23 protein-coding genes are annotated in these 22,142 nt (G+C 69.3%); 5 read left to right on the top strand and 18 right to left on the bottom strand.

The features are described from left to right. Positions 1-99 precede the first annotated feature (99 nt). The 10 genes from ABLE43_RS10485 to ABLE43_RS10530 all read right to left on the bottom strand — a co-directional run bounded on the left by ABLE43_RS10485 (position 100) and on the right by ABLE43_RS10530 (position 10,104). On the bottom strand, positions 100-402 hold the full coding sequence (locus tag ABLE43_RS10485) for a polyhydroxyalkanoic acid system family protein (RefSeq protein WP_348978450.1): 303 nt from the start codon (positions 400-402) through the stop codon (positions 100-102). Between the two features lie 204 nt (positions 403-606). Next, positions 607-1,170 (bottom strand): hemerythrin domain-containing protein, encoded by a 564-nt coding sequence (locus tag ABLE43_RS10490; protein ID WP_348978451.1) that lies wholly within the window; start codon positions 1,168-1,170, stop codon positions 607-609. After that, positions 1,167-2,477, bottom strand: coding sequence for a tRNA (N6-isopentenyl adenosine(37)-C2)-methylthiotransferase MiaB (gene miaB, locus ABLE43_RS10495; RefSeq protein WP_348978452.1), 1,311 nt, complete (start codon positions 2,475-2,477; stop codon positions 1,167-1,169). Before miaB ends, ABLE43_RS10490 begins: the two co-directional genes overlap by 4 nt. A gap of 295 nt (positions 2,478-2,772) precedes the next feature. Next, positions 2,773-4,467, bottom strand: coding sequence for a long-chain-fatty-acid--CoA ligase (locus ABLE43_RS10500; RefSeq protein ID WP_425475256.1), 1,695 nt, complete (start codon positions 4,465-4,467; stop codon positions 2,773-2,775). 87 nt (positions 4,468-4,554) lie between these two features. Next, a complete protein-coding gene (locus ABLE43_RS10505; RefSeq protein WP_348978453.1) occupies positions 4,555-6,237 on the bottom strand; it encodes a GGDEF domain-containing protein in 1,683 nt (560 codons plus the stop codon). A gap of 56 nt (positions 6,238-6,293) precedes the next feature. Then, the gene (locus tag ABLE43_RS10510; protein ID WP_348978454.1) at positions 6,294-6,602 is read right to left on the bottom strand and encodes a hypothetical protein; all 309 of its coding nucleotides are present in this window, start codon (positions 6,600-6,602) and stop codon (positions 6,294-6,296) included. Positions 6,603-6,686: 84 nt separating this feature from the next. Continuing rightward, the gene (locus ABLE43_RS10515; RefSeq protein WP_348978455.1) at positions 6,687-7,541 is read right to left on the bottom strand and encodes a S1/P1 nuclease; all 855 of its coding nucleotides are present in this window, start codon (positions 7,539-7,541) and stop codon (positions 6,687-6,689) included. A gap of 8 nt (positions 7,542-7,549) precedes the next feature. Further along, positions 7,550-7,939: an SMU1112c/YaeR family gloxylase I-like metalloprotein gene (gloA2, locus tag ABLE43_RS10520; protein WP_348978456.1), complete on the bottom strand. Its 390-nt coding sequence runs from the start codon at positions 7,937-7,939 to the stop codon at positions 7,550-7,552. Beyond that, positions 7,936-8,874 (bottom strand): isoaspartyl peptidase/L-asparaginase family protein, encoded by a 939-nt coding sequence (locus ABLE43_RS10525; protein ID WP_348978457.1) that lies wholly within the window; start codon positions 8,872-8,874, stop codon positions 7,936-7,938. The genes gloA2 and ABLE43_RS10525 overlap by 4 nt, the downstream gene beginning before the upstream one ends. Before the next feature lie 39 nt (positions 8,875-8,913). Next, positions 8,914-10,104 (bottom strand): acyltransferase family protein, encoded by a 1,191-nt coding sequence (locus tag ABLE43_RS10530; RefSeq protein ID WP_348978458.1) that lies wholly within the window; start codon positions 10,102-10,104, stop codon positions 8,914-8,916. An 86-nt stretch (positions 10,105-10,190) separates the two neighbouring features. On the opposite strand from ABLE43_RS10530, the gene ispG reads away from it, so the two are divergent. Continuing rightward, positions 10,191-11,315, top strand: coding sequence for a flavodoxin-dependent (E)-4-hydroxy-3-methylbut-2-enyl-diphosphate synthase (ispG, locus tag ABLE43_RS10535; protein ID WP_348978459.1), 1,125 nt, complete (start codon positions 10,191-10,193; stop codon positions 11,313-11,315). Between the two features lie 87 nt (positions 11,316-11,402). Here the strand turns inward: ispG and ABLE43_RS10540 are convergent, their stop codons facing one another. After that, positions 11,403-12,041: a DUF1345 domain-containing protein gene (locus ABLE43_RS10540; RefSeq protein WP_348978460.1), complete on the bottom strand. Its 639-nt coding sequence runs from the start codon at positions 12,039-12,041 to the stop codon at positions 11,403-11,405. Between the two features lie 83 nt (positions 12,042-12,124). Between ABLE43_RS10540 and ABLE43_RS10545 the strand changes: the two genes are divergently transcribed. Both ABLE43_RS10545 and ABLE43_RS10550 read left to right on the top strand, forming a co-directional pair. Further along, complete coding sequence (locus ABLE43_RS10545; protein WP_348978461.1) at positions 12,125-13,018, top strand: DMT family transporter; 894 nt, start codon at positions 12,125-12,127, stop codon at positions 13,016-13,018. Then, on the top strand, positions 13,015-13,386 hold the full coding sequence (locus tag ABLE43_RS10550; protein ID WP_348978462.1) for a TfoX/Sxy family protein: 372 nt from the start codon (positions 13,015-13,017) through the stop codon (positions 13,384-13,386). The genes ABLE43_RS10545 and ABLE43_RS10550 overlap by 4 nt, the downstream gene beginning before the upstream one ends. A gap of 33 nt (positions 13,387-13,419) precedes the next feature. Here ABLE43_RS10550 and ppa read toward each other — a convergent pair whose 3' ends face one another. Together ppa and ABLE43_RS10560 are read right to left on the bottom strand one after the other, a co-directional pair. Then, positions 13,420-13,995, bottom strand: coding sequence for an inorganic diphosphatase (ppa, locus tag ABLE43_RS10555; protein ID WP_348978463.1), 576 nt, complete (start codon positions 13,993-13,995; stop codon positions 13,420-13,422). 151 nt (positions 13,996-14,146) lie between these two features. Continuing rightward, positions 14,147-16,072: a M61 family metallopeptidase gene (locus ABLE43_RS10560; RefSeq protein WP_348978464.1), complete on the bottom strand. Its 1,926-nt coding sequence runs from the start codon at positions 16,070-16,072 to the stop codon at positions 14,147-14,149. A 66-nt stretch (positions 16,073-16,138) separates the two neighbouring features. On the opposite strand from ABLE43_RS10560, the gene ABLE43_RS10565 reads away from it, so the two are divergent. Then, positions 16,139-17,416, top strand: a complete 1,278-nt coding sequence (locus ABLE43_RS10565) for a methyltransferase family protein (RefSeq protein WP_348978465.1) — start codon at positions 16,139-16,141, stop codon at positions 17,414-17,416. A 128-nt stretch (positions 17,417-17,544) separates the two neighbouring features. Here the strand turns inward: ABLE43_RS10565 and ABLE43_RS10570 are convergent, their stop codons facing one another. From ABLE43_RS10570 to ABLE43_RS10585, 4 genes are all read right to left on the bottom strand, one after another. Then, a complete protein-coding gene (locus tag ABLE43_RS10570) occupies positions 17,545-18,918 on the bottom strand; it encodes a glutamate--cysteine ligase (RefSeq protein WP_348978466.1) in 1,374 nt (457 codons plus the stop codon). Between the two features lie 66 nt (positions 18,919-18,984). Beyond that, a complete protein-coding gene (locus ABLE43_RS10575; RefSeq protein ID WP_348978467.1) occupies positions 18,985-19,728 on the bottom strand; it encodes a 16S rRNA (uracil(1498)-N(3))-methyltransferase in 744 nt (247 codons plus the stop codon). 61 nt (positions 19,729-19,789) lie between these two features. Next, complete coding sequence (locus ABLE43_RS10580) at positions 19,790-20,104, bottom strand: DMT family transporter (protein ID WP_348978468.1); 315 nt, start codon at positions 20,102-20,104, stop codon at positions 19,790-19,792. Next, positions 20,104-20,373: a hypothetical protein gene (locus tag ABLE43_RS10585; RefSeq protein WP_348978469.1), complete on the bottom strand. Its 270-nt coding sequence runs from the start codon at positions 20,371-20,373 to the stop codon at positions 20,104-20,106. The genes ABLE43_RS10580 and ABLE43_RS10585 overlap by 1 nt, the downstream gene beginning before the upstream one ends. A gap of 82 nt (positions 20,374-20,455) precedes the next feature. On the opposite strand from ABLE43_RS10585, the gene ABLE43_RS10590 reads away from it, so the two are divergent. Then, positions 20,456-21,208, top strand: a complete 753-nt coding sequence (locus tag ABLE43_RS10590; protein WP_348978470.1) for a metallophosphoesterase family protein — start codon at positions 20,456-20,458, stop codon at positions 21,206-21,208. A gap of 139 nt (positions 21,209-21,347) precedes the next feature. Here the strand turns inward: ABLE43_RS10590 and ABLE43_RS10595 are convergent, their stop codons facing one another. Beyond that, positions 21,348-22,097 carry a class I SAM-dependent methyltransferase gene (locus tag ABLE43_RS10595; protein ID WP_348978471.1) on the bottom strand — a complete coding sequence of 250 codons (750 nt, stop codon included), beginning with the start codon at positions 22,095-22,097 and terminating at the stop codon, positions 21,348-21,350. Between the last annotated feature and the right edge of the window lie 45 nt (positions 22,098-22,142).

Genomic DNA, 22,142 nt, shown 5'->3' on the forward strand with positions numbered 1-22,142 from the left:
GTGTCGGGCCTGGTCGAGCGCCTGCGGCACGTCCCTCGACTTCGCTCGGGACGAACGGGGAGAGACGGCGCCGCGATCACGGTGCCGGGGCGACGCCGTTCACTTGAGCAGCGCCGGGCCTTCGCGGGTCAGCTTGTCGCGGATCTTGGCGGCGAACAGCGCCAGCATCGGCGGCAGGTCGAGCACCGCATGGACGTTCGCGTCCTGCACCTCGCAGCGCGCGGCGACGGTCTGGCCCATGCCGGTGACGGTGAAGTGCAGCGTGTCGCCGTCCCAGCGCTTGTCATGCATCGTGCCGCCGGGGATCATGCCCGCCAGCTTGTCGATGCCGGAATCCATCCGGGCGCGCACCGCGGCGCGGCCGAGCTTGTGCGGGATATCGACTTCGACGGGCTGGGTCATGGACGGTCCTTTGACGTTTGCCGGGAGGTAGGGGCGGCAGGGGTGCGATGCCAGTGCGGGCAATTGCCCCGTTCGTCCTGAGTAGCCATTGAGCCCGTCGAAATGGCGTATCGAAGGACCGTCCGGGCGGGGTGCTTCGATATTGGGCTTCGACAAGCTCAGCCCCTACTCAGCGCGAACGGTTTCATCGCATTTCGCCCCGCGCTATCCGAGCACCCGTTCCCCGTGTTCCAGCATCGCCGGGATCACCAGATCCTCCTCGTCGGCCAGATGACGGGTCAGCATCGCCAGCAGCGCGTCCGACTGCGCGGCATAGCCGTCGGCGGCGCGATCGACCGCGTCCGATCCGTGCAGCGCCGCCAGCAGCGTCCGCGCGGCATCGGCATTGGCGACCAGCGCGGCATGGATCGCGTGATGATCGGCGTCGAGCAGGTCGAACCCGCGCGCCATGCGCGGGTCGAGCGCGCGGAACTTCGGGAAATAGGCCTGATCCTCGATGCGGTGATGCGCGTCGAGATGCTGGAGGAAGCGGTTCAGCTCGCCGACGAACCGCCGCTGGAACCCGGCGGGGTCGAGCCGCCCGGCGCGCAGGGCGGCAAGCGTGGCGGCGACCGCCGCCGCCTCGCCCTTCAGGCTGGCATGGACGTGCAGCCAGAAGTCGGCGAGCTGCCCGAAATTGGCGTGCGCGCGCCAGCCGGGCTGCGGATGGGCGGGGCGGAGATAGGCGATGTCGTCGCCGATCCCAACGCGCGTCGCAAGGTCGCTCAAGCCGCCTGTTGCACCCGCTCGACGCCCGAGAGCGAGACGGGACCGGCGGCGACGATCTCCACCGCCACCATGTCGCCGATGCGGGCGTCGGTCGTGAAATGGACCGATTGCAGCCACGGCGACTTGCCGAGCATCTGGCCCGGATGGCGCCCGGCGCGCTCCACCAGCACGCGGCAGGTGCGGCCCACGGCGGCATCGTTGAACGCCTTCTGGTCGCGCAGCAGCGCCGCCTGCAACCGCTGGAGCCGCTCATCCATCACCTCCATGGGCACGTCGCCGCCCATGTCGGCGGCGGGGGTGCCGGGGCGGGGCGAGTATTTGAAGCTGAACGCCTGCGCATAGCCGACCGCATCGACGAGGGCGAGCGTCTCCGCGAACTCGGCATCGCTCTCGCCGGGGAAGCCGACGATGAAGTCGCCCGACAGCGCGATGTCGGGTCGGGCGGCGCGGACGCGGTCGAGGATGCGCAGATAGCTGTCGCGGGTGTGGCTGCGGTTCATCGCCTTCAGGATGCGGTCGCTGCCCGCCTGCACCGGCAGGTGGAGGAACGGCATCAGCTTTTCGACGTCGCGGTGCGCGTCGATCAGCCCCTGCGTCATGTCGTTGGGGTGGCTGGTGGTATAGCGGATGCGCTCGAGCGCGGGGATGCGGTCGAGGGTGCGGATCAGCGCGTCGAGCCCGCGCCCGTCCTCGTCGGTCCACGCATTGACGTTCTGCCCCAGCAGCGTGATCTCGCGCGCGCCCGCGTCGACCAGCGCCTTCGCCTCGTCGACGATGCGCGCGAAGGGGCGGCTGATCTCCGCGCCGCGGGTATAGGGCACGACGCAATAGGTGCAGAATTTGTCGCAGCCCTCCTGCACCGTCAGGAACGCGCTCGGCCCCACCCGGCGGCGGGCGGGGAGGTGGGCGAACTTGGATTCCACCGGCATGTCGGTGTCGAGCTGGGGCTTGCCCGCCGCCGCATCGGCGACCAGCTTCGGCAGGTTGTGATACGCCTGCGGGCCGACCACCACGTCCACCTTCGCGCGGCGGACGATCTCCTCGCCCTCGGCCTGCGCGACGCAGCCCGCGATCGCGATCATCGGGTCGGCGCCGTGCTTGCGCAGGCGGCCGATGTCCGAATAGACCTTCTCGGTCGCCTTCTCGCGGATGTGGCAGGTGTTGAGCACGACGAGGTCGGCGGCATTGGCGTCGTCGGTCGCGGTCATGCCCTGCGCGGTCATCAACTCGGCCATGCGCTCGCCGTCATAGACGTTCATCTGGCAGCCGAACGACTTGACGTGGAAGGTTTTCGGGGTGGTGGTCATCGGGTGGCCTGTACCGGATTTGCGTCGTGGTCGGAAGGGTGGGGGAGATTCGGTTTCACGCGAAGGCGCGGAGACGCGAAGAGAAGAAGAGTGATGGTTCGCGCGGAGGCGCGGAGGCGCAGAGAGGTTGTGTGCGCTGCCGTGTCACCCTGTCCGGCGGAGCCTTTCATTCGTTGCGCCGGATTTGGAGAGCCGCTGGCGCGGCAGGCGCAACCTCTCTGCGCCTCCGCGCCTCCGCGCGAAATCTAAATTCCCTTCCCTTCGCGTCTTCGCGCCTTCGCGTGAACCAAAAATCCTACGCGCCCCGCTCCGCCATCACCTCGGCGATCAGGTCCTTGCGGCTGAGCTTGCCGATCATCGTCTTGGGCAGCGCCAGGCGGACGACCACCTCGTCGACCCGTTCGTGCTTGCCGAGTTGCGGGTTGAGCCACGCCTTCAGCCCTTCGCCGTCCACCGCCGCATCCTCGGTCAGGGTGACATAGGCGTGCGGGCTTTCGCCGCGATAGTCGCTGGGCAGGCCGATCACGAGCGCCTCGCGCACCGCCGGATGGTGGTAGAGCACACGCTCGATCTCGCTCGGGAACACCTTGAACCCGCCGACCGCGATCATGTCCTTCAGCCGGTCGACGATGTGGATGAAGCCGTCGTCGTCGATGGTGCCGACATCGCCGGTGCGCAGCCAGCGGACTCCTTCGGCGTCGGTGCAGAAGGTCGTGTCGTCGGCATCCGGCCGGTTCCAGTAGCCGCCCATGATCTGCGGTCCCGTCACCACGATCTCGCCCGGTTCGCCGTCGGGCGCGGGGCGGGTCGCGTCTTCCTTGTCGACCAGCCGTACGCGGGTGCCTGCGATCGGCTGGCCGATGCTGCCCGACTTCTGCACACCGGAATAGGGGTTGCACGACACCACGCCCGAGCTTTCCGACAGGCCGTATCCCTCGATCAGCGTCGCGCCGGTCGCCGCCTCGAACCGTTGCTTCAGTTCGGGCGGCAGCGGTGCCCCGCCCGAGATGCAATGGGCCAGCGAGGAAAAGTCGGTCTGCGCAAGGCGCGGATGGTCGAGCAGCGCGCGGTACATCGTCGGAACGCCCGGCAGCGCGGTCGCCTTCGTCCGGTCGATCGCCGCCAGCACCTGTCCCGCATCGAAGCGCGGCAGCATCACGATCTCCCCGCCCGACACCACGGTGCGGTTGAGTACGCAGGTATTGGCGAAGACGTGGAAGAACGGCAGCACGCCGAGGATGCGGTCGACGATCCGGCCGTGATCGGGATCGAGCCACGCGACCTGCCGCGCATTGGCGGAGAGATTGGCGTGGCTGAGCATCGCGCCCTTCGGGCTGCCGGTGGTGCCGCCGGTGTACTGGATCAGCGCGAGGTCGCGTTCCGGGTCGATCGTCGGGGTCGCGCAGCCGCCGTCGTTGGCGATCAGCGCGGAAAAGGCGGTGATGCGCGGGTCGTGCGGGCGGGGCGTCACCTCGCTCGATCGGAACCAGCGGTAGAACAGCGACTTGGCGGCGGGCAGCGCACCCGCGACCGATCCGACGACCAGCCGTTCGAGCGAGCTCGATTCGAGCACCTGCAGCGCGGTCGGCAGCAATGCGGAGGCGGAGAGGGTGAACAGCAGCTTCGTGCCCGAATCCTCGACCTGCGCCGCCAGTTCCTGCGCGGTATAGAGCGGGGAGAAGTTGACCACCGTCGCACCCAGTTTCAGGATGCCGTAATAGGCCGCGACATAATGCGGGACGTTGGGCAGGAACAGCCCGATGCGGTCGCCCGGACCATAGCCCATTGCCGCCAGCCCGCACGCCACCCGGTCCGCGCCGTTCTTCGTCTCGGCATAGCTGTAGTGCCGCCCGAGGAAGTCGATCAGCGGGGCATGTCCGGCCCTTGCCGCCGATTCCTCGAACAATGTCACCATCGACATGGGCGGGATCGGCGTCTCCCACGGCACGGGATGGGCATAGCGGGCGGACGAGGGGGCGACGCTGCTCATTGACAGGAGTGTAAGCAGGAGTTGCACCGGGTGCAACCCACGTTGTCTTTTGTGCAACTGCGATGCGGCGGTGCGGCGAAGGCCTGCTCAGGCCGCCGCCGCCAGCGGGCGGGCGCGTACCGACCGATCGCGCCCTGCCGCCTTCGCCTGGAACAGTGCCTGATCGGCGAGGCGGTACAGCCGCTTCCAGTCGTTCTCGCCCGACAGCGGCCCGTGGCAGATGCCGATGCTGGTGGTCACGCGCAGGTCGAACGGCATCAACTGGGCGCGGACCACCGCGAGGATCGAGTCGGGATCGGGCATCGCGCCGACCGGCCCCAGCATCGCGAACTCCTCGCCGCCCATGCGCGCCAGCAGCACGTCGCCGCGGCGATGCTCGCTGAGGGTACGGGCGAACAGGCGCAGTACCTCGTCGCCGCCGTCATGGCCGATGGTGTCGTTGACCTGCTTGAAATGATCGATGTCGAACAGCATCAGCGTGCGCGTGCCCTCCACCGCGATCGCCCGTTCCATGAACGCGCGGCGGTTGAGCAGCCCGGTCAGCGGATCGGTCTCCGCCAGCTCGCGGGTGATCGCCTCCTGCCGCACCGCCTGATCGCGCTCGATGCTGAGCAGGCGGATGCGATAGGCGATGGCGAGGCTGGTGAGCAGCGCCTCCGCGCTCATCGCCAGCAGGGTGGAATTGTCGATCCAGAAATTCCACGCGATGAAGTTCAGATTGTACAGCCCGCGGGTCACGATCATGCCGATCGGCGACGCCCAGGTGAGCGAGAACAGCCACAGATAGTTGCTGCGCCGCCGCCATGCGCTGACCAGCACCGGCAGCACCACCAGCGGCACGAGCATGAACATGACCGAATAGATCTGGTCGAGCAGGCGCATCGCGACCGGCGCGAACACGGTGAAGGACAGGCCGAGCACGAAGAAGGCCGCCGCCGCCCCGTCGATCGCCGGGCCGAGCACCCGTCCGAAGATCGGCCGCTCGAAGAACCGGCGGCAAAAGGCCAGCGCGGCGGCCGTCGCCCATGACAGCACGACATGGTTGAAGGCGATGCGGTTGTTGTTGGGCAGATCGGGGATCAGCCACGCCAGCGCCCCCGACGACGACAGCGCATAGAGGTTCAGGCACAGCAGCATCGCGCAATAGGCGATCTGGAAATGGTGCCGCAGCGCGGTCCACAGCGCGAGATTGTAGATCAGCAGCGCGGAGCACAGCCCGATGAAGCCCGCATAGAGCGCCGCGAGCAGCAGGTCGGAGCGGATGCTGTCGGCATCGTCGGTGACGCGCGCGCCGACCACGATGCCGCGCATGTTGGCCGCGCCGTCGATGCGCCACAGGATTCGGGCGACCGGGGCGGGGGACGGCTCGAACCGGTGTTCGATCACCGCGCCGAGACGGAGATGGTTGGCGACCCCCGACGGGCTGCTGGCGACGCCGCTGATCCGCCCGTCGGTGCGGATCGCGTAGATGGTCAGCGCGTCCTGCACCACGCTGGTCTGGCGGATGCGCAGCGCCGCCCCCGCATGACGCGGCAGCGCGCCGGACAGCACCCAGAAGCTGCCGGGACCGAAGCGTTGCTGCGGCGTGGTGCAATCGAACCGGCGCGCATCCGCCAGCACGCCGCGCACCGTATCGCCGGTCGCTACCGGGCGGACGCACAGGCGCAGCGCATCGCCGACGATCCCTGCCTGCGCGGCGGCAGGCACGGCGGCGAACGCCGAGAGCATCAGCGCCAGCCAAAGACAGACATGTCGCCAACCCGACTCCATCGCCGCATCCAAGCACGGCAGCGGACAAGAAACGGTAAAGACGGGTGCGGCGGGGCTCAGCGTCCCGCGACGATCCCCGACGTCAGCCCTGCCGCGATCGCCTCGTCGGCGAGGCGCTGCATCGTGGCCACCGGCGTGCCCGCAGGCATCAGCACCCGTGCGCTCGCCTGTCCGTTGCCCAGCGCCTGCGGAAAGGTGGTGGCGCGGGTCGGGCGATGCGCGCCCTGCGCGCGGACGAACGCCTCCACTGCCGCGCTAGGGCCCGCGACCGTCAGTTGCGGCCCGCCGTCGCCCGGTGTCAGGCCACAGCCGCCAAGGCCCATGGCCAGCAGCATCGCCGCCGCGATCGTCGCGATCCCCCGCATCCTCATCCCCTGTCACTCGCCGCATGATGTGCGGTCGATCCATGCGCCAAGGTTGCACGGGCCACCGGCGGTGGCAATGTTTCTTTAACCGAGCGCCTCGTCGAGCAGCCGGGCGAGGCGCAGGCCGCCCTTCTTCACCTGATCCTGCGCGATCGGCACCAGCCGGGCGATGGTCGCATCGTCCAGCTTCACCCGGCCATCGGGCTTCGGGCCGCAGGCATCGCCGCCGAGTGCCGGGGCATAGGCATGGTCGCGGCTGACGGTCCAGCTGTCGCGGCTCCAGTCCTCGACGCTGCCCGCCTGTACGGGCGCGCGCTCGGCGGCGGTATAGACGCGCAGGATCGACGGCGGCGTCGAGATCGCCCGTTCGGTCAGCGGCCCGTCCCAGATCGAATGGAGGTTGAAGCGTTCGGGGCCATAGGCGCCATAGTCCGCCTTCACCCGGTTGCCGCCCAGATCGCCGCGATCCCCGGCGTGCAGCGGCATGTGCAGGTCGCCGACGAAATGGACGAGGAAGGCGAGCGCCATCACCTTCTCGCGCATCGGGACCTTGGGGTCCTTCAGCAGCTTCACGTCGCGCTCGATCTGCGCCGACACGCAATTGCCGTCGCGGCAGGCCGATTTCAGGTCGAACGGCTTGCACACGTCGACATTCTGATAGTGCCACGCATAGGCATAGCTGAACCGCTCGCCCAGCGGCTTCACGCAATCGGCCCATACGCTGGCCTGTTCGATGGTGCGCGCCGGGCAGCTCGGCGTCTCCAGCAGCGCCTGGTGCCGCAGGATGCGCTCGATCGCGGCGCGGGTTTCGGGGCGGACGTTCAGCCGGGCGATGGTCGCGACGCTTTCGTGGCCGAACTCCCAATAGGCATGGGCGGGCGAGGCGGCGAGCAGCGCGGCGAGCGCGAGGATCATGCGGCGAATCATGAGCTTGGCCATAGCGCCCCTCAGCCTGTTTCGTACAGTTCCAGCGGCAGCCCGTCGGGATCGGTGAAGAAGGTGAAGCGCTGCCCGGTATGTTCGTCCACCCGCACCGGCTCGCACGCGACGCCGTGCGCCGCCAGCCGCGCGACCTCGGCCTCGACATCGCCGACCGCGAAGGCGAGGTGGCGCAGGCCCAGCGCCTCGGGCCGCGACGGGCGGGGCGGGGCCTGCGGAAAGGTGAACAGCTCGATCTGCATGCCGCCCAGCGTCAGGTCGCATTTCCACGACCGGCGCTCGGCGCGCCACACCTCGCGCAGGATCGTGAAGCCGAGCGCCTCGACATAGAAGCGCTTCGAGCGGTCATAGTCCGACGCGATGATCGCGACATGGTGGATGGCGGTGAGGCCGCTCATCGCTCGTCGCCATAGATGGCGACGCGGCGCTCGCCGTCCGAAGTCGCTCGGGCGCGGTACATGCCGGGCGTGGTGAAGCTCCACGCGGCATCGCCCGCGGGGCCGGTGACGATCACCCCGCCGGTGCCGCCCAAGGCCTTCGTCTCGGCCAGTACCGCGTCGGCGGCGGCCTGCAGCGGTTCGCCGGTGAAGCGGATGCGCGCGGCGATCTCGTGCGCCACGCCCACGCGGATGAAATATTCGCCCGCACCGGTGGCCGACACGGCGCAGGCGCGGTCGTCGGCCAGCGTGCCCGCGCCGATCAGCGGCGAATCGCCGATCCGGCCCCAGCGCTTGGCAGTGACGCCCCCGGTCGAGGTGGCGGCGGCGACATGGCCGTCCGCGTCCACCGCGACCGCGCCGACCGTGCCGTATTTCATGTCGACGTCGAACCAGTTGTCGGGGTCGGCCTTCATCGCGTCGAGCTGCGCGCGGCGCTCGGGCGTCGCGAACCAGCCGGGGGCGGCGGGCTCGACGCCCTGTTCGGCGGCGAAGGTGTCGGCGCCCTTGCCTGCCAGCAGGACGTGCGGGCTGTGTTCCATCACCGCGCGGGCGAGCGTGACCGGGCTGCGCACCGCCGTGACGCCCGCCACCGCGCCCGCCGCACGGGTCGCGCCGTCCATGATCGCCGCGTCGAGTTCGATCCCGCCGTCAAAGGTGAACACCGCGCCGCGCCCGGCATTGAAGGTCGGATCGTCCTCCAGCACCCGCACCGCCGCCTGCACCGCATCGATCGCCGCGCCGCCCGATGCCAGCACCGCCTCGCCCGCCGCCAGCGCGGCATCTAGCCCGGCGCGCGCGGCGGCGTCGGTCTGCGCCGACACCGTATCGCGGGTCAGCACGCCCGCGCCGCCATGCACCAGCAGCGTCCAGCGGGGGGGAGGGGCGGTGGACACGGGGCTACTCCTGATCGACGGACGGAACGGTCCGCGTGGTTAGCAGATCGCGCGGCCCACGCTACCCCGCGCCGCACCGTCGCGCGGCGGCATGCCCAGCAGGATGCCGAGCAGGGGCACGCTGCGCGCGAGCAGCCAGCCCGCGAAACACGCACCGATCGTCACCGCGAACAGGATCGCCGCCATCGCGCCGGGGCCGAGGCGGGTGGGCAGCAGGAACCATGTCGTCGCGATAATGACCGGATGGTGGATCATGTACGCCGGAAACACCGCCCGCGACAGCGGCACCCGCCAGCGATGGTCGCGATCGGCATAGGCGTCGGCGAGATGGAACAGCACCAGCACCATCGCCCAGGCGACGGCGGAGCGCGAGGTACGGTTGATCGCCATCTCCAGATGCGGCGGCACCGCATTGCCGGGATAGCGCAGTTCGATGATCGCCGCCGCCGCCGCGCCCACGATGGCGATCGCCAGCGCGGGCTTCCACAGCCGGTGCACCGCGGGCCACAGGATCGAACGTCGCCCGATCAGGAATCCCAGCGCGAAGATCGGCCCGTAATGCAGATGCCCCGCCCAGTCGGTCGCCAGCCCCATCTTCTCCGGAATCGTGAACAGCACCGACACGCGCAGCAGCATCAGCACCGCCAGCGGCGCCCACAGCAGCCGCGACCCTTGCACCAGCCACGCCGCCCAGCGATCGAGCAGCCGGTCGGCCCGCCCCGATGCCCCGGCCAGCAGCGCGACGAGCACCATGGTATAGGCCCAGAGATAGACGAGGAACCACAGATGCTCCCAACTGGGGAAGGTCACGCCCCAGAAGCGACCCTCGTGCCATGCGTCGTGCAGCCAGAACCAGCCGAGCGGCCGGGGATAGCCATGCTCGCGCACCCGCACCCACATCTCCGACGGGACCAGCGCGACCATGCCGAAGGCGAGGGGGACCAGCAGCCGCTTCGACCGGTCGATCGCAAAGGCGGTGCGTCCCGACGCGCGCAGCGACAGCTTGGCCGAGGCATAGCCCGACACCGCGAACAGCAACCCCAGCCGCCACGGCGTCACCGCCATCATCGGCACCGTCAGCCACGGAAAGGCATAGGGCGTGTTGATCACCCAGGGAAAGATGCTGAACGTCAGCGCGATGTGATAGGGCACGAGCAGCGCGAAGGCGGCGATGCGCAGCCAGTCGAGCCCGTAATGCCGCTTGCGCTCGTCCATCGCGCCCGATGCCATCCTTCCCCCGCCGTCCGCGCCTTTCGCATGGTGGTGCGCCGCGCTATAGGCTCGGGCAGTTTACGCAAGCCTTAGCGAGATTTTTCATGTCGATCCGTCCGTGGCGGGACATTCACCGCCGCCAGAGCCGCCAGATCATGGTCGGCAACGTGCCCGTCGGCGGCGACGCGCCGGTCACGGTGCAGACCATGACCAACACCGAAACGTCCGACGCGGTGGCGACGATCGACCAGATCCGCCGGTGCGAGGAGGCGGGGGCCGACATCATCCGCGTGTCCTGCCCCGATGTGGCGAGCACGCAGGCGCTGCGCCAGATCACCCGCGCCGCGCGCGTGCCGATCGTCGCCGACATCCATTTCCACTACAAGCGCGCGCTGGAGGCGGCGGATGCGGGGGCGGCGTGCCTGCGCATCAACCCCGGCAACATCGGATCGAACGAGCGCGTGGCGGAGGTGGTGCGCGCCGCCAAGGCCAACGGCTGCGCGATCCGCATCGGCGTGAACGGCGGCAGCCTCGAAAAGCATCTGCTCGAGAAATATGGCGAGCCGTGCCCCGACGCGCTGGTCGAATCGGCGATGGACCATATCAAGCTGTTGCAGGACCACGACTTCCACGAGTTCAAGGTCGCGGTTAAGGCGTCCGACCTGTTCCTCGCGGTCGCGGCGTACCAGCAGCTGGCCGAGATGGTCGACTGCCCGCTGCATCTGGGCATCACCGAGGCGGGCGGCTTCGTCGGCGGCACGGTCAAGTCCTCGATCGGCATCGGGTCGCTGCTGTGGTTCGGGATCGGCGACACGATCCGCGTGTCGCTCTCCGCCGAGCCGGAGGAGGAAGTGCGCGTCGGCTTCGAGATCCTGAAGGCGCTGGGCATCCGCAACCGCGGCGTGCGCGTCGTGTCCTGCCCGTCGTGCGCACGGCAGGGGTTCGACGTGATCCGCACCGTGCAGGCACTGGAGGAACGGTTGCAGCACATCCGCACGCCGATGTCGCTTTCAGTGCTCGGCTGCGTCGTCAACGGCCCCGGCGAGGCGCGCGAGACCGACATCGGCATCACCGGCGGCGGCAACGGGCGGCATATGGTGTATCTGTCGGGCGTGACCGACCATCATGTGCAGGACGCCGACATGATCGAGCATATCGTCAAGCTGGTCGAGGCCAAGGCGGCGGAGATCGAGGCGGCGAGCGCGGGCGTGCCGCAGGCGGCGGAGTAAAACGCATCCGTTTGCTTCGAGCTTGTCGAGAAGGCGTCGCCCGGGCGGGCGGTTCTCGACAGGCTCGAACCAGACGGGGCGGCGCGCTCACCCCCCGCCCAGCACGTTCACGCTGAACGCCACGACGCCCAGGTTGAACAGGAACGCGATCAGGCAGTGGCCGGTCGCCACGCGGCGCATCGCCCGGCTGGTCAGCGTCACGTCGGAGGTCTGGAACGTCATGCCGAGCGTGAAGGCGAAGTAACAGAAGTCCCGGTAATCCGGCTCGTCGGTGCCGGGAACCGACAGGCCGCCCACATCCTTGCCGTCTTCGCCGCGCGTGTAGAACATATGCGCATAGTGCAGCGTATAGACGCTGTTGGCGAAGCCCCAGCTGAGCAGCAGCGTCGCGATCACCAACGCGATGACGCCGGGCTTCGGGCTGCCGCGCTGCCCCAGTTCGGCGGCGATCGCAGCGAGCACCACGATCGCCAGCGCAGCGGACAGCAGCAGCAGCGCGGGCCGGTTGGCGTCGTTGCGGATCGCCGCCGCGCGCATCTTCGCCGCCGACGCGCCGAGCAGCGGGAGGCACGACAGCAGGAACACCGCCGCCCCGGCATCGAACGCCAGCGGCACGCCGAGCCGCCAGCCGAGCGCGGGCACGCTCCACGCCGCGGCGGCGAGCGCGACGAGGACGAAGGCGACGAAGCGCGGCGGGGCGATCCGCCGGCCGAGGTTGAGCGACATGCCGCCGGTCCTATCCCGCACGCCGCCCCGCCGATAGGGGGCGCGGGGTTGCAATGCTGCGGCGGGGCGGCGAAGGGCAGGGCATGTCGAAACCGGCCTCTCCGCTCACCGCCTTCGCGGTCGCCGCCGCCGGCATCGCCGTCTATACGGTGATGGACGCGCTGATGAAGCAGCTGACGATCGAGAGCGGGGCGTATAACGCGGTGCTGTGGCGCGCGGTCGCGGGCAGCGTGCTGTGCGGAGCGATCTTCGTCGCCAGCGGGCGGCGCTGGCCGCCGCGCGACCGGCTGGTGCTGCACGTCGCGCGCGGGCTGGCGGCGGGATCGTCGGTGGTGCTGTTCTTCTGGGGCCTTGCGCGGGTGCCGATGGCGCAGGGGGTGGCGCTGACCTTCCTCGCCCCGCTGATGGCGCTGTTCCTCGCGGCGCTGACGCTGGGCGAGCGGGTGCGGCGCAGCGCCATATGGGGATCGCTGATCGCATCCGCGGGCGTGCTGGTGATCGCAGCGGGCGAGGTGCGGGCCGATGCCTCGACGCAGGCGGTGCTCGGCAGCCTCGCCTGCGTCGCCGCGTCGGTACTCTACGCGGGCAATCTGATCCTGCTGCGGCGACAGGCGCAGGCCGCCGATCCGGTCGAGGTCGCCTGCTTCGCCAGCCTCGTGCTCGCGATCCTCCTGCTGCCCGCCGCGCCATGGCTGGGGGCGGTGCCCGCCGCGAACCAATGGTGGCCGGTGACGGGGGCGGCGATCCTCGGCACGCTGTCGATGATGGCGCTCGCCTGGGCCTATGCGCGGGCGGAGGCGCAGCTGCTGGCCCCGGTCGAATATACCGCCTTCGTCTGGGCGGCGCTGGCCGGGTGGGTGGCGTTCGGCGAGACGGTGTCGCCCTATACCCTGACCGGCGCGGCGCTGATCGTCGCGGGATGCGTGGTCGCGGTGCGCAGCCGCGCACCGGTGGTACAGAGCGAGGCGGGGGCATGAGCGCGGACGACGGGCTGATCGAATGGGTCGCGGACGGCCTCGCGCCGATGGGGACGGTCACGTTCCGGCGGATGATGGGCGGCGCGACATTGTACCTCGACGGCACGGTGTTCGCGATCGTGCTGGACGACAGCTTGTGGTTCAAATCGGATGCGGTCGCCGATCCCGCGTGGGACGCGGCGGGGTGCGAACGCTTTTCCTACGCCCGCAAGGACGGAACGGTCGCCACCATGCACTACCGCCGTGCGCCCGACGCGGTGCTCGACGACGGCGATGCGCTGCTCGAATGGGCCGCGCTGGCGGTCGCAGCGGGAAGGCGTGCGCCGGTCAGGCAGCGCAAGGCGAAGCGCAGGCCTGCGTCCGGTTGATCGGGGGCACCGGATGGTGCCCCCGTTTCAGGATCAGCGGCCCGGCACGTCGTATTCGTGCGGTTCCTCGCCCTGCGCCTTCGCCTCCTTGTAGCGTTCGATCGCTTCCATCGTGATGCGCTTGGCTTCCTCGGCACCGCCCCAGGTGCCGATGCGGACCCACTTCTTCTTTTCGAGATCCTTGTAGTGGGTGAAGAAATGCTCGATCTGCTCGAACACGATCTCGGGCAGGTCGGTCTTCTCGCCGACGTTGCTGTAATAGGGGAAGGTCGAGTCGACCGGCACGCAGACGAGCTTTTCGTCGCCGCCCGCCTCGTCCTCGAGGTTCAGCACCGCGATCGGACGCGCGCGCACGACGCAGCCGGGGATGAAGGGCGAGCGCGACACGACCAGCGCGTCGAGCGGATCGCCATCGGGCGACAGCGTGTGCGGCACGAAGCCGTAGTTCGCCGGATAGCGCATCGGCGTGTGCAGGATGCGGTCGACGAACAGCGCGCCCGAAGCCTTGTCGAACTCATACTTCACCGGTTCGCCGCCGGTCGGCACCTCGATGATGACGTTCAGGCTGTTGGGGGCGTCCTCGCCCACCGGGATCATGTCGATCCGCATGCTGCTTCTCCCTCTTGGCGCATGGGGTTTCCCATGCCGTCAGACCTGCCCTTTAGCGCGAATTCGTGACCGATGAAGGGGCTTTTGTTTGCAAGTTTCCGGTATGGCGATACCGCCCGCCCGGCACGCGGACGGGCGGTATCGCCGCGGATCACTTCGCGGTCAGCAGCCGGTCCAGCCCGTTTTCGCCGTCGCCGACCTTTTCGAGGCGGGGATAGCGCAGGCCCTCGTTATACGGCACGGCGATCTCGCGGATCTGGTCGTCCATGCGCACGGTCAGCCGGATCGGGTCTTTCGACCCCTTCGCGGCCTTCACCGCCTCGCGCAGATTGTCGGGGGTATAGGCCTGGCCTGCGACAGCGATGATCGTCGTGCCCGTCTCGAACCCGGCCTTGAACGCCGGGCTGCCCCACAGCACGCCGCCGACCTTGCCGTCCTTGGATACGGTCATGCCCAGCGAATAGCTGAGGTTGGCGCCGCCGCCGCTCTTCTCGCGCCCTTTCAGATACGGGGTCGGCGTGTCGGTATAGACCAGCTTGTAGCCGTTGGCGGCAAAGCCCGCGATCGGCGCGCGATCGGTGCGCGCGTTCAGCCGCTTGTCGAGGAACCCCGCCCAGTCATAGGGCTGGATGGTGTTCAGCGTCTTCACCACATCGGCCAGCGTATAGGGCAGCACGCCCCAGTCGCCGTCGCGCATCCCGAAGAAGGCGCGGGCGAAATCGTCCATCGACTTCGTGCCGCCCGACTGCTGGCGCAGGATCGAATCGACCTCCATCCACACCAGCAGGCCTTCGTTGTAATAGTCCTCCGACCGCTGCCAGCTCACCCAGCCCTTGGGGCGGCGGGCGGTGATGACCGGATCGTTGGTGGTATCGATCAGCGGGCGCCACTGCCGCCCCTCGCGCGCGTCCAGCGCGGCGGCGATATCGGCATAGGCGTCGAGCGTATCCTGCTTCGACACGAGGCCCGAGCGCGCCTGGAGCACATAGCCCCAGAACTGCGTCTGCCCCTCATACACCCACAGCAGCGAATTGCGCATGGGGGTGCGGAAATCGGGCGTGAACAGGTCCGCGCCGCGGCGGTACTTGCCGTCCCAGCTATGGGTGAATTCGTGTGGCAGCAGGTTGCGGCTGCCCGGACCCGATGCCCAGTCGGTGAAATAGCCCGGCTCCACGCCGTTTTCCGACGAACGGTGATGTTCGAGGCCGATCCCGCCCAGCTTGTCGCTGATCGACAGCAGGAACTCGTACTTGTCGTAATGCTGCGCGCCGAACAGCTTCACCGCCTGTTCGACCAGCCGGGTGTGCGCCGCGATCTGTTCGGGCGTGGCGGCGAGTTCCGACGGCTTGTCGGCGGCGACGTTCAGGGCGACCCGGTCGGTCAGCGGGAAGCGCTTGAAATACTTGCCCGCCAGCACCGGCGAATCGACCAGCGTCTCGTAGCTGGTCCGCTCGTAGCGATAGACGCCGTTCTGGACGGTCGAGGGCAGCCCCGCCGCCGCGGTCCAGCCCGCCGGATAGCGCACGGTGGCCTCGATCGGGATGCGCCGGGTGTAATAGCCCGCCGGATACAGGCTGACCGATTCCCATTGCAGGCTGAGCATCTCGGGCGTGACGGCAATGCGGCCCTGGTCGGGCTGCGTCGCGGTGAGGAACTGGAACTGCACGTCCAGATTGCGCGCGCCCGCGGGCACGTCGATGTGGAAGGCGTGCATGTCGAGCACGTCGCGCGTCCACGGCAGCTCGCGCCCGTTCGCGCGGACGACGAGGCCCGCCAGCTTCTCGATCTCGCCGCGCGGGCCGTGCTTGCCCGGCAGCCACTTGGGCATCAGCAGCACCATATGACCGCTGCGCGCGACGGGAATCGTCTCCTTGACGCGATAGATGCCCTGCACCGTATCGGTCGCGTCGACCTCCAGCCTGATCGTGCCGGGATAGTCGATGTCGCGCGCGGCGGGGATGGTGTCGGTGATCGGCGTCGGCTGGGGCAGGGTGTTGCCCGGCGGGTTGATCTGTTGCGCATCGGCAGTGAGCGCGGTGGAGGAAAGCAGGGCGGCGGCGAACGCGAAACGCAGCATGGACTTCCTTTGGGAAAGGATATGCTTCACCGGATAGCGATCGATCCGGGTGAAGGCGGATGCCCCATGTATCACGACAAGTCGTTGCCTGTGCAAGCCGAACCCGACGCGCCGCCGCCATCGGCGGTGTCGCACGGCGTCGGGCTGGCGGGGCTGGCGGGCATGGGCGCGTGGTCGGCGGCGGCGTGGCACTGGGGGATGGACGGCCCCTATGCGGCGCTGGTCAACGTCGTCGCCTGCGCCGTGCCGATGATCCTGTGGTCGCTGCTGGTCGACAAGGTGCATCGCAATCCCTCGACCGGGATCGACTGGCACCGGGTGCGGCCGTGGCGCGACACGCTGGAGATCAGCCTGACCAAGCTCGCCGGGCTGTGGGTGACATGGGGCCTGATCGCCGCCGTCTATGCGACCGGGCGATTCTACCGGGAGGGCAGCTTCGCCTTCGCGATGTGGCTGCTCGGCTGGGCGGCGGTGCCGCTGTTCGTGCTGTCGATCCCCTATATGCTGTGGATCGACCGGCGGCTGGTCGCGCCGAAGGACGGGTGCTGGGCGCTCGGCGCATGGGTGATGCACCTCGACGAGCCGATCGATCGCGCGGCCATCGCGGGCCATCTGCGCGGCTGGGCGGTCAAGGGGTTCTTCCTCGCCTTCATGCTGGCGATCGTGCCCGGCGGCTTCGGCGCGTTCGTCCGGGCCGAACGGGCGGCGGTGTTCTCCGGTCCCGTGCCGCTGGCGCAGTGGCTCATCACCGTCATGTTCGTGATCGACGTGGGTTTCGCCACGGCGGGCTATATCCTGTCGCTGCGCCCGCTCGACAGCCATATCCGCAGCGCCACCCCCTATGCGGCGGGCTGGACGGCGGCGCTGATCTGCTATCCGCCGTTCGTGCTGATGGCCGACGGCGGGCTGCTCGACTATCGCCCCGGCACCGCCGAATGGCACCAGTGGTTCGCGGGGCAGCCGTGGCTGCTGTGGCCGACCGGCGCGGTGCTGGTGGCGCTGACCGCGATCTATGCCTGGGCGACGGTGGCGTTCGGGCTGCGCTTCTCCAACCTCACCAACCGCGGCATCCTGACGCATGGGCCGTACCGGCTGAGCCGCCATCCGGCCTATCTGTCGAAGAACCTGTTCTGGTGGATATCGACGCTGCCGATGCTGACCACCGGCGGCGACTGGGTACAGGCCTTGCGCAACACCGCGATCCTGGCGTGCGTCAGCGGCGTCTATTACTGGCGCGCGCGGACCGAGGAGCGGCACCTGCGGCTCGACCCGGCCTATCGCGCCTATGACGCATGGATGGCGCGGCGGGGGCCGGTGCCGAGGATGCTGCGGCGGTTGCGGTGAGCGGAAACAACCCATTCCGTTCGTCCCGAGCGAAGTCGAGCGACGTGCCGCACGCGCTGCGCCAAGGTGTCTCGACGGCGCTCGACACGAACGGTCGGGTATAGGGATCGTCCCGGCGGGAACGCCCGCTAGAAGCTGTACTCGTCGTACACCCGCGACAGGTCGCCCGCCCATTCGCCCGCGAACTTGTCGAGCAGCACCTGCGCGGGCACCTTGCCCGATCGCACCACCTCGCGCAGCGGTTCGAGGAAGCCGCTCTCGTTCTCGCCCGAGGCGCTGAGGCGTGCACGGGCGGTAAGCCCTGCGCCGGCGATGTCGAGCACCGTGCCCGCCACGTCGCGCAGGGTGCCGCCGCCCGGCAGCGGCGCGTCGAGCCCCAGCGCGGGCACCGCGTCGCGCAGCGCCTGCCGGTCCGCGATCGACCAGCCCTTCACCAGATCCCATGCGGCATCGAGTGCGCCCTGGTCGTAGAGCAGCCCGACCCATAGCGCGGGCAGCGCACAGATGCGGCCCCAAGGGCCCCCGTCCGCGCCGCGCATCTCGAGGAAGGTCTTGAGCCGCACTTCGGGGAAGGCGGTGGAGAGATGGTCGGCCCAATCCTCCATCGTCGGCTTCTCGCCCGGCAGGACCGACAGCTCGCCCTTCAGGAAATCGCGGAACGACAGCCCGGCCGCATCGATGTACCGCCCGTCGCGATAGACGAAGTACATCGGCACATCGAGCGCATAGTCGGCATAGCGTTCATAGCCGAAGCCGTCCTCGAACACGAACGGCAGCATGCCGGTGCGCGCCGGATCGGTGTCCGACCAGATGTGCGAGCGATAGGAGAGCTGGCCGTTGGGCAGCCCTTCGGTGAACGGCGAATTGGCGAACAGCGCGGTGGCGAGCGGTTGCAGCGCCAGCCCCACGCGGAACTTGCGCACCATGTCCGCCTCGCTGGCGTAATCGAGGTTCACCTGGATCGTGCAGGTGCGCAGCATCATGTCCAGCCCCATCGTGCCGACGCGCGGCATGTGGTTCAGCATGATGCCGTAGCGCCCCTTGGGCATGATCGGCAGCTGGTCGCGCCGCTTGTCGGGCCACATGCCGAGGCCGAGGAAGCCGAGCCCCAGCTCCCCGCCCACCGCCTTCACCTGTTGCAGGTGCCGCCCGGTCTCGGCGCAGGTCTGGTGCAGGGTTTCGAGCGGCGCGCCCGACAGCTCGAACTGTCCGGCGGGCTCGAGGCTGATCGATCCGTCGCTGCCGGTCAGCGCGATGACCTGGCCACCCTCCTCGACCGGGCGCCAGCCATAGCGTTCGAGGCCGGACAGCAGGTCGCGGATGCCACCCGGCTCGTCATAGGACGGCGCGCGGTGATCGGCGGTGCGATAGACGAACTTCTCGTGCTCGGTCCCGATGCGCCAGCGCTCGGCAGGTTTCTCGCCGCCCGCGAAATAGTCGACGAGTTGCGCGCGGTCCTCGATGACCGCTGCCTTGCTGTCCGAAACGGTCTTCGTGCTCATGGCCGCGCCATAGGCGAGGGCGGGCAGCCGCGCTAGGGGGCTGTGGTTGATCGGGGTATAGCGCGGCTACCAATCGCCCGCCGCCGCCATCCACAGCGCGACCGACGCCGCCGCCGCCGTCTCGGCACGCAGGATGCGCGGGCCGAGCGCGACCCCGACCGCTTGTGGATGGGCGCGGATCGCGTCGCGCTCCTCCGGATCAAAGCCGCCTTCGGGACCGATCAGGATCGCGCCCGGCCCGGCATGGTCGCGCATCGCCTGGGTCGCGCGCACGCCGCCGGTCTCGTCGGCGAAGAACAGCGTGCGGCCCTCGGGCAAATCGCGCAGGAACTGCGGCAGCTTCACCGGTTCGGCCAGCGCGGGGAGGGCGGTGCGCCCGCATTGCTCCGCCGCCTCGATCGCATGGGCACGCAGCCGATCGAGGTTCAGCCGGTCGACCACCGTCCGCCGCGTGACCACGGGCAGGATGCGATCGACGCCCAGCTCGCACGCCTTCTCGATCGTCCAGTCGATCCGGCCCTTCTTGGTCGGCGCGATGCACAGCCACAGGTCGGGCACGCGCTCCCGTTCGCGCAGCTGGTCGCCGACGACCAGCGTCAGGTCGCGCTTGCGGACATCGGCGGCGCTCGCCAGCCATTCGCCGGTCGCATCGTCGAACAGGCGGACGGGATCGCCGTCCTTCACGCGCATCACCGACAGCAGGTAATGCGCCTGCGCCCCGTCCAAGCGGACATGCGCGTCGCGGGCGAGCGGCGTCTCGACGTACAGGCGCGGGGTCGAATCGGGCGGCCATGCGGGGGTAGCGGGCATGGGCGGGGGTATAGCAGCTACCCCATCTTCGTCATCCCGGCCTGCGCCGGAATGGCAAGGGTCACGACGCCAGCTTCATCAGCACCAGCCCACCGAGCAGCAGCGCCGCCGCCGCCAGCCGCATCGGCGTCACGCTCTCGCCCAGCAGCACGATGCCGACCACGAACGCGCCCAGCGCGCCGATCCCGGTCCATACCATATAGCTGGTGCCGAGCGGCAGCCGCTTCATCGCCAGCGCCAGCAGGCCGAAGCTGGCGAACATCGTCGCGAAGGTGACGAGCGTCGGCCCTACCCTGGTGAACCCGTCCGACCGCTTCATCCAATAGGCCCAGACGACCTCCAGCAGCCCGGCGACGGTCAGCAGCAGCCACGGCATCAGCCGTGCTCCCGCTCGATGCGATAGGCGGCGTCGAGATAGCGTTCCGCCGCCGCGCGCAACGCCGGTTCCTTGGCGAAGGCCTCGGCAGGCACCGGCGCGAAGCCGAGCGCATCCATCAGCGACCACAGCGCGAACCGCCGCGCGGGATCGCGCTCCACGCCGAAGTCGATCGCGATCGCCTCGTGCGCGCGGCCCTGTACGGACAGTGCGGCATCGTGGGGATCGTCGGTGCCGAAATAATGGCGGAGCAGCTGGTCGAGGTCCATGGCTGTTCCCTAACGCCCCGCAGGCTCGACGCAAACTTTGCGGCGGCAATGCGTTGGGCCCCGAAAGGGAGGCCCGCCAACGATGATCCGCCTGTTCCACGTCAGCGATGTCCATTTCGGCGCGGAGGACCAGGCGGCGATCGCCTGGTTCGGCGAGGCGGTCCGCCGCGAACAGCCCGATGCGATCATCATGACCGGCGACCTGACGATGCGCGCGCGCACCGCCGAGTTCGAGGCGGCGGCGGAGTGGCTGGAGAGCCTTGGCCGTCCGGTCACGGTCGAGGTCGGCAACCACGACCTGCCGCTCTACAATCTCTTCGCGCGGTTCGTGCGGCCCTACAAACGCTATCGGCGGCTGGAGCGGATGATCGAGCGTCCGCTGGAGATCAAGGGCGTGGCGATCGTACCGCTCAAGACCACCGCGCGCTTCCAGTTCCGCTGGGACTGGTCGAAGGGCTATGTCGGCAGGAAGGCGCTGGCGCGGACGCTGAAGCTGATGCGGCGGGTGCCGAACGACGATCTGGTGTTCATCGCCGCGCATCATCCGCTGGTCGATGTCGGCACCCGGTCGAGCGGCGAGACGCGCGGCGGGCAGCGCGCGCTGGAGGCGGTGGCGGCGGCGGGGGCGCATGCCGTGCTGTCGGGCCATGTCCACGACCCGTTCGACGTGCCGCACGGCAGCGGCGGGCTGCGGATGATCGGCGCGGGCACGCTGTCCACCCGCACGCGCGACGATCCGCCGTCGTTCAACGAAATCCGGATCGAGGGCCGCCGGTTCGAGACGATCGCGCGCAAGATGGGCGTGCCGGACGAGGCGGTGACGGTGGCGGGGTAGGGGGGCGCGCTGTCCGCCCCCCCCCGGTCCGTTCGTCCCGAGCGAAGTCGAGGGACGTGCCGCGAACGCTGCGCCAAGGTGCCTCGACTAGGCTCGACACGAACGGTCGGGGTATCGGCGAGGCCGGTCCGAATGCCGCCTACGACAGCCGCACCCCGATCAACGTCCCCTTGGTCCCGCGGTTGACCAGCTCGAAGCGGAAGTTCGGCCAGCGCTTGCGCCAGCGTTGCGCCACCACCCGCTCGCCCGGACGCGCGCCGTCGTCGAGCATCACCACGCCGCCCACCGGCAGCCGGTCGAACAGCACCTCGGCGGCGCCGCGCACATAGGGGTGGATCGTCCACGGAGGCCCGTCGATCAGCAGCATGTCGACCCGGTCGGGCAGCGAATCGATATCGTACCATACGCCCGGCCAGTCGCCCGGCGCCTCGACCAGCGGGGCGGCGCGCAGGTCGGCCTTGATGCCGTGCTCGGCCAGCCACTCGCGCGTCGCATCGACGAACCCGGCATGCTGGTCGAAGCTGATGAGCTGCCCCCCGCCATGCTTCGCCAGCGCCGCGCCGGTAACGAGGCTCGACGCGCCGGTACCCAGTTCGACCACCGTCTGCGGACGATCGGCGGCGATGCGGTCGACGATCAGCGAGAGATAACCGGTGTCCGCCTTCCAGCTGCCCAGATTGGGCAGCGCATCGGGGGCGAGACCCAGATCGGCGATCAGCTTCGCCTTCACCGCGCGCTTGCCGCCCGACAGGCTGCGCAGCAGCCACGGCCACTGGATCGCCCCGAACGCGATGGTGAACAGCTTGTCGGAGAGGGTGCGGCGCATCTCCTCGGGCCAGAGGTCGCCATCGGCGAGCGGCAGCAGCGAGGTCTTGGCACGCGAGGTCATGGCAACTCTTTTATCCATACCGCCGACACGTGCGGTCCCGAACTC

The sequence above is a fragment of the Sphingomonas silueang genome (assembly GCF_040049155.1).
Classification (GTDB): Bacteria; Pseudomonadota; Alphaproteobacteria; order Sphingomonadales; family Sphingomonadaceae; genus Sphingomonas; species Sphingomonas silueang.

Coding starts and splice junctions, on each gene's coding strand:
- ABLE43_RS10485 (WP_348978450.1), bottom strand. CDS start 402: ATGACCCAGCCCGTCGAAGTCGATATCCCGCACAAGCTCGGCCGCGCC.
- miaB (WP_348978452.1), bottom strand. CDS start 2,477: ATGACCACCACCCCGAAAACCTTCCACGTCAAGTCGTTCGGCTGCCAG.
- ABLE43_RS10500 (WP_425475256.1), bottom strand. CDS start 4,467: ATGAGCAGCGTCGCCCCCTCGTCCGCCCGCTATGCCCATCCCGTGCCG.
- ABLE43_RS10505 (WP_348978453.1), bottom strand. CDS start 6,237: ATGGAGTCGGGTTGGCGACATGTCTGTCTTTGGCTGGCGCTGATGCTC.
- ABLE43_RS10510 (WP_348978454.1), bottom strand. CDS start 6,602: ATGCGGGGGATCGCGACGATCGCGGCGGCGATGCTGCTGGCCATGGGC.
- ABLE43_RS10515 (WP_348978455.1), bottom strand. CDS start 7,541: ATGGCCAAGCTCATGATTCGCCGCATGATCCTCGCGCTCGCCGCGCTG.
- gloA2 (WP_348978456.1), bottom strand. CDS start 7,939: ATGAGCGGCCTCACCGCCATCCACCATGTCGCGATCATCGCGTCGGAC.
- ABLE43_RS10530 (WP_348978458.1), bottom strand. CDS start 10,104: ATGGCATCGGGCGCGATGGACGAGCGCAAGCGGCATTACGGGCTCGAC.
- ispG (WP_348978459.1), top strand. CDS start 10,191: ATGTCGATCCGTCCGTGGCGGGACATTCACCGCCGCCAGAGCCGCCAG.
- ABLE43_RS10540 (WP_348978460.1), bottom strand. CDS start 12,041: ATGTCGCTCAACCTCGGCCGGCGGATCGCCCCGCCGCGCTTCGTCGCC.
- ABLE43_RS10545 (WP_348978461.1), top strand. CDS start 12,125: ATGTCGAAACCGGCCTCTCCGCTCACCGCCTTCGCGGTCGCCGCCGCC.
- ABLE43_RS10550 (WP_348978462.1), top strand. CDS start 13,015: ATGAGCGCGGACGACGGGCTGATCGAATGGGTCGCGGACGGCCTCGCG.
- ppa (WP_348978463.1), bottom strand. CDS start 13,995: ATGCGGATCGACATGATCCCGGTGGGCGAGGACGCCCCCAACAGCCTG.
- ABLE43_RS10560 (WP_348978464.1), bottom strand. CDS start 16,072: ATGCTGCGTTTCGCGTTCGCCGCCGCCCTGCTTTCCTCCACCGCGCTC.
- ABLE43_RS10565 (WP_348978465.1), top strand. CDS start 16,139: ATGTATCACGACAAGTCGTTGCCTGTGCAAGCCGAACCCGACGCGCCG.
- ABLE43_RS10570 (WP_348978466.1), bottom strand. CDS start 18,918: ATGAGCACGAAGACCGTTTCGGACAGCAAGGCAGCGGTCATCGAGGAC.
- ABLE43_RS10575 (WP_348978467.1), bottom strand. CDS start 19,728: ATGCCCGCTACCCCCGCATGGCCGCCCGATTCGACCCCGCGCCTGTAC.
- ABLE43_RS10580 (WP_348978468.1), bottom strand. CDS start 20,104: ATGCCGTGGCTGCTGCTGACCGTCGCCGGGCTGCTGGAGGTCGTCTGG.
- ABLE43_RS10585 (WP_348978469.1), bottom strand. CDS start 20,373: ATGGACCTCGACCAGCTGCTCCGCCATTATTTCGGCACCGACGATCCC.
- ABLE43_RS10590 (WP_348978470.1), top strand. CDS start 20,456: ATGATCCGCCTGTTCCACGTCAGCGATGTCCATTTCGGCGCGGAGGAC.
- ABLE43_RS10595 (WP_348978471.1), bottom strand. CDS start 22,097: ATGACCTCGCGTGCCAAGACCTCGCTGCTGCCGCTCGCCGATGGCGAC.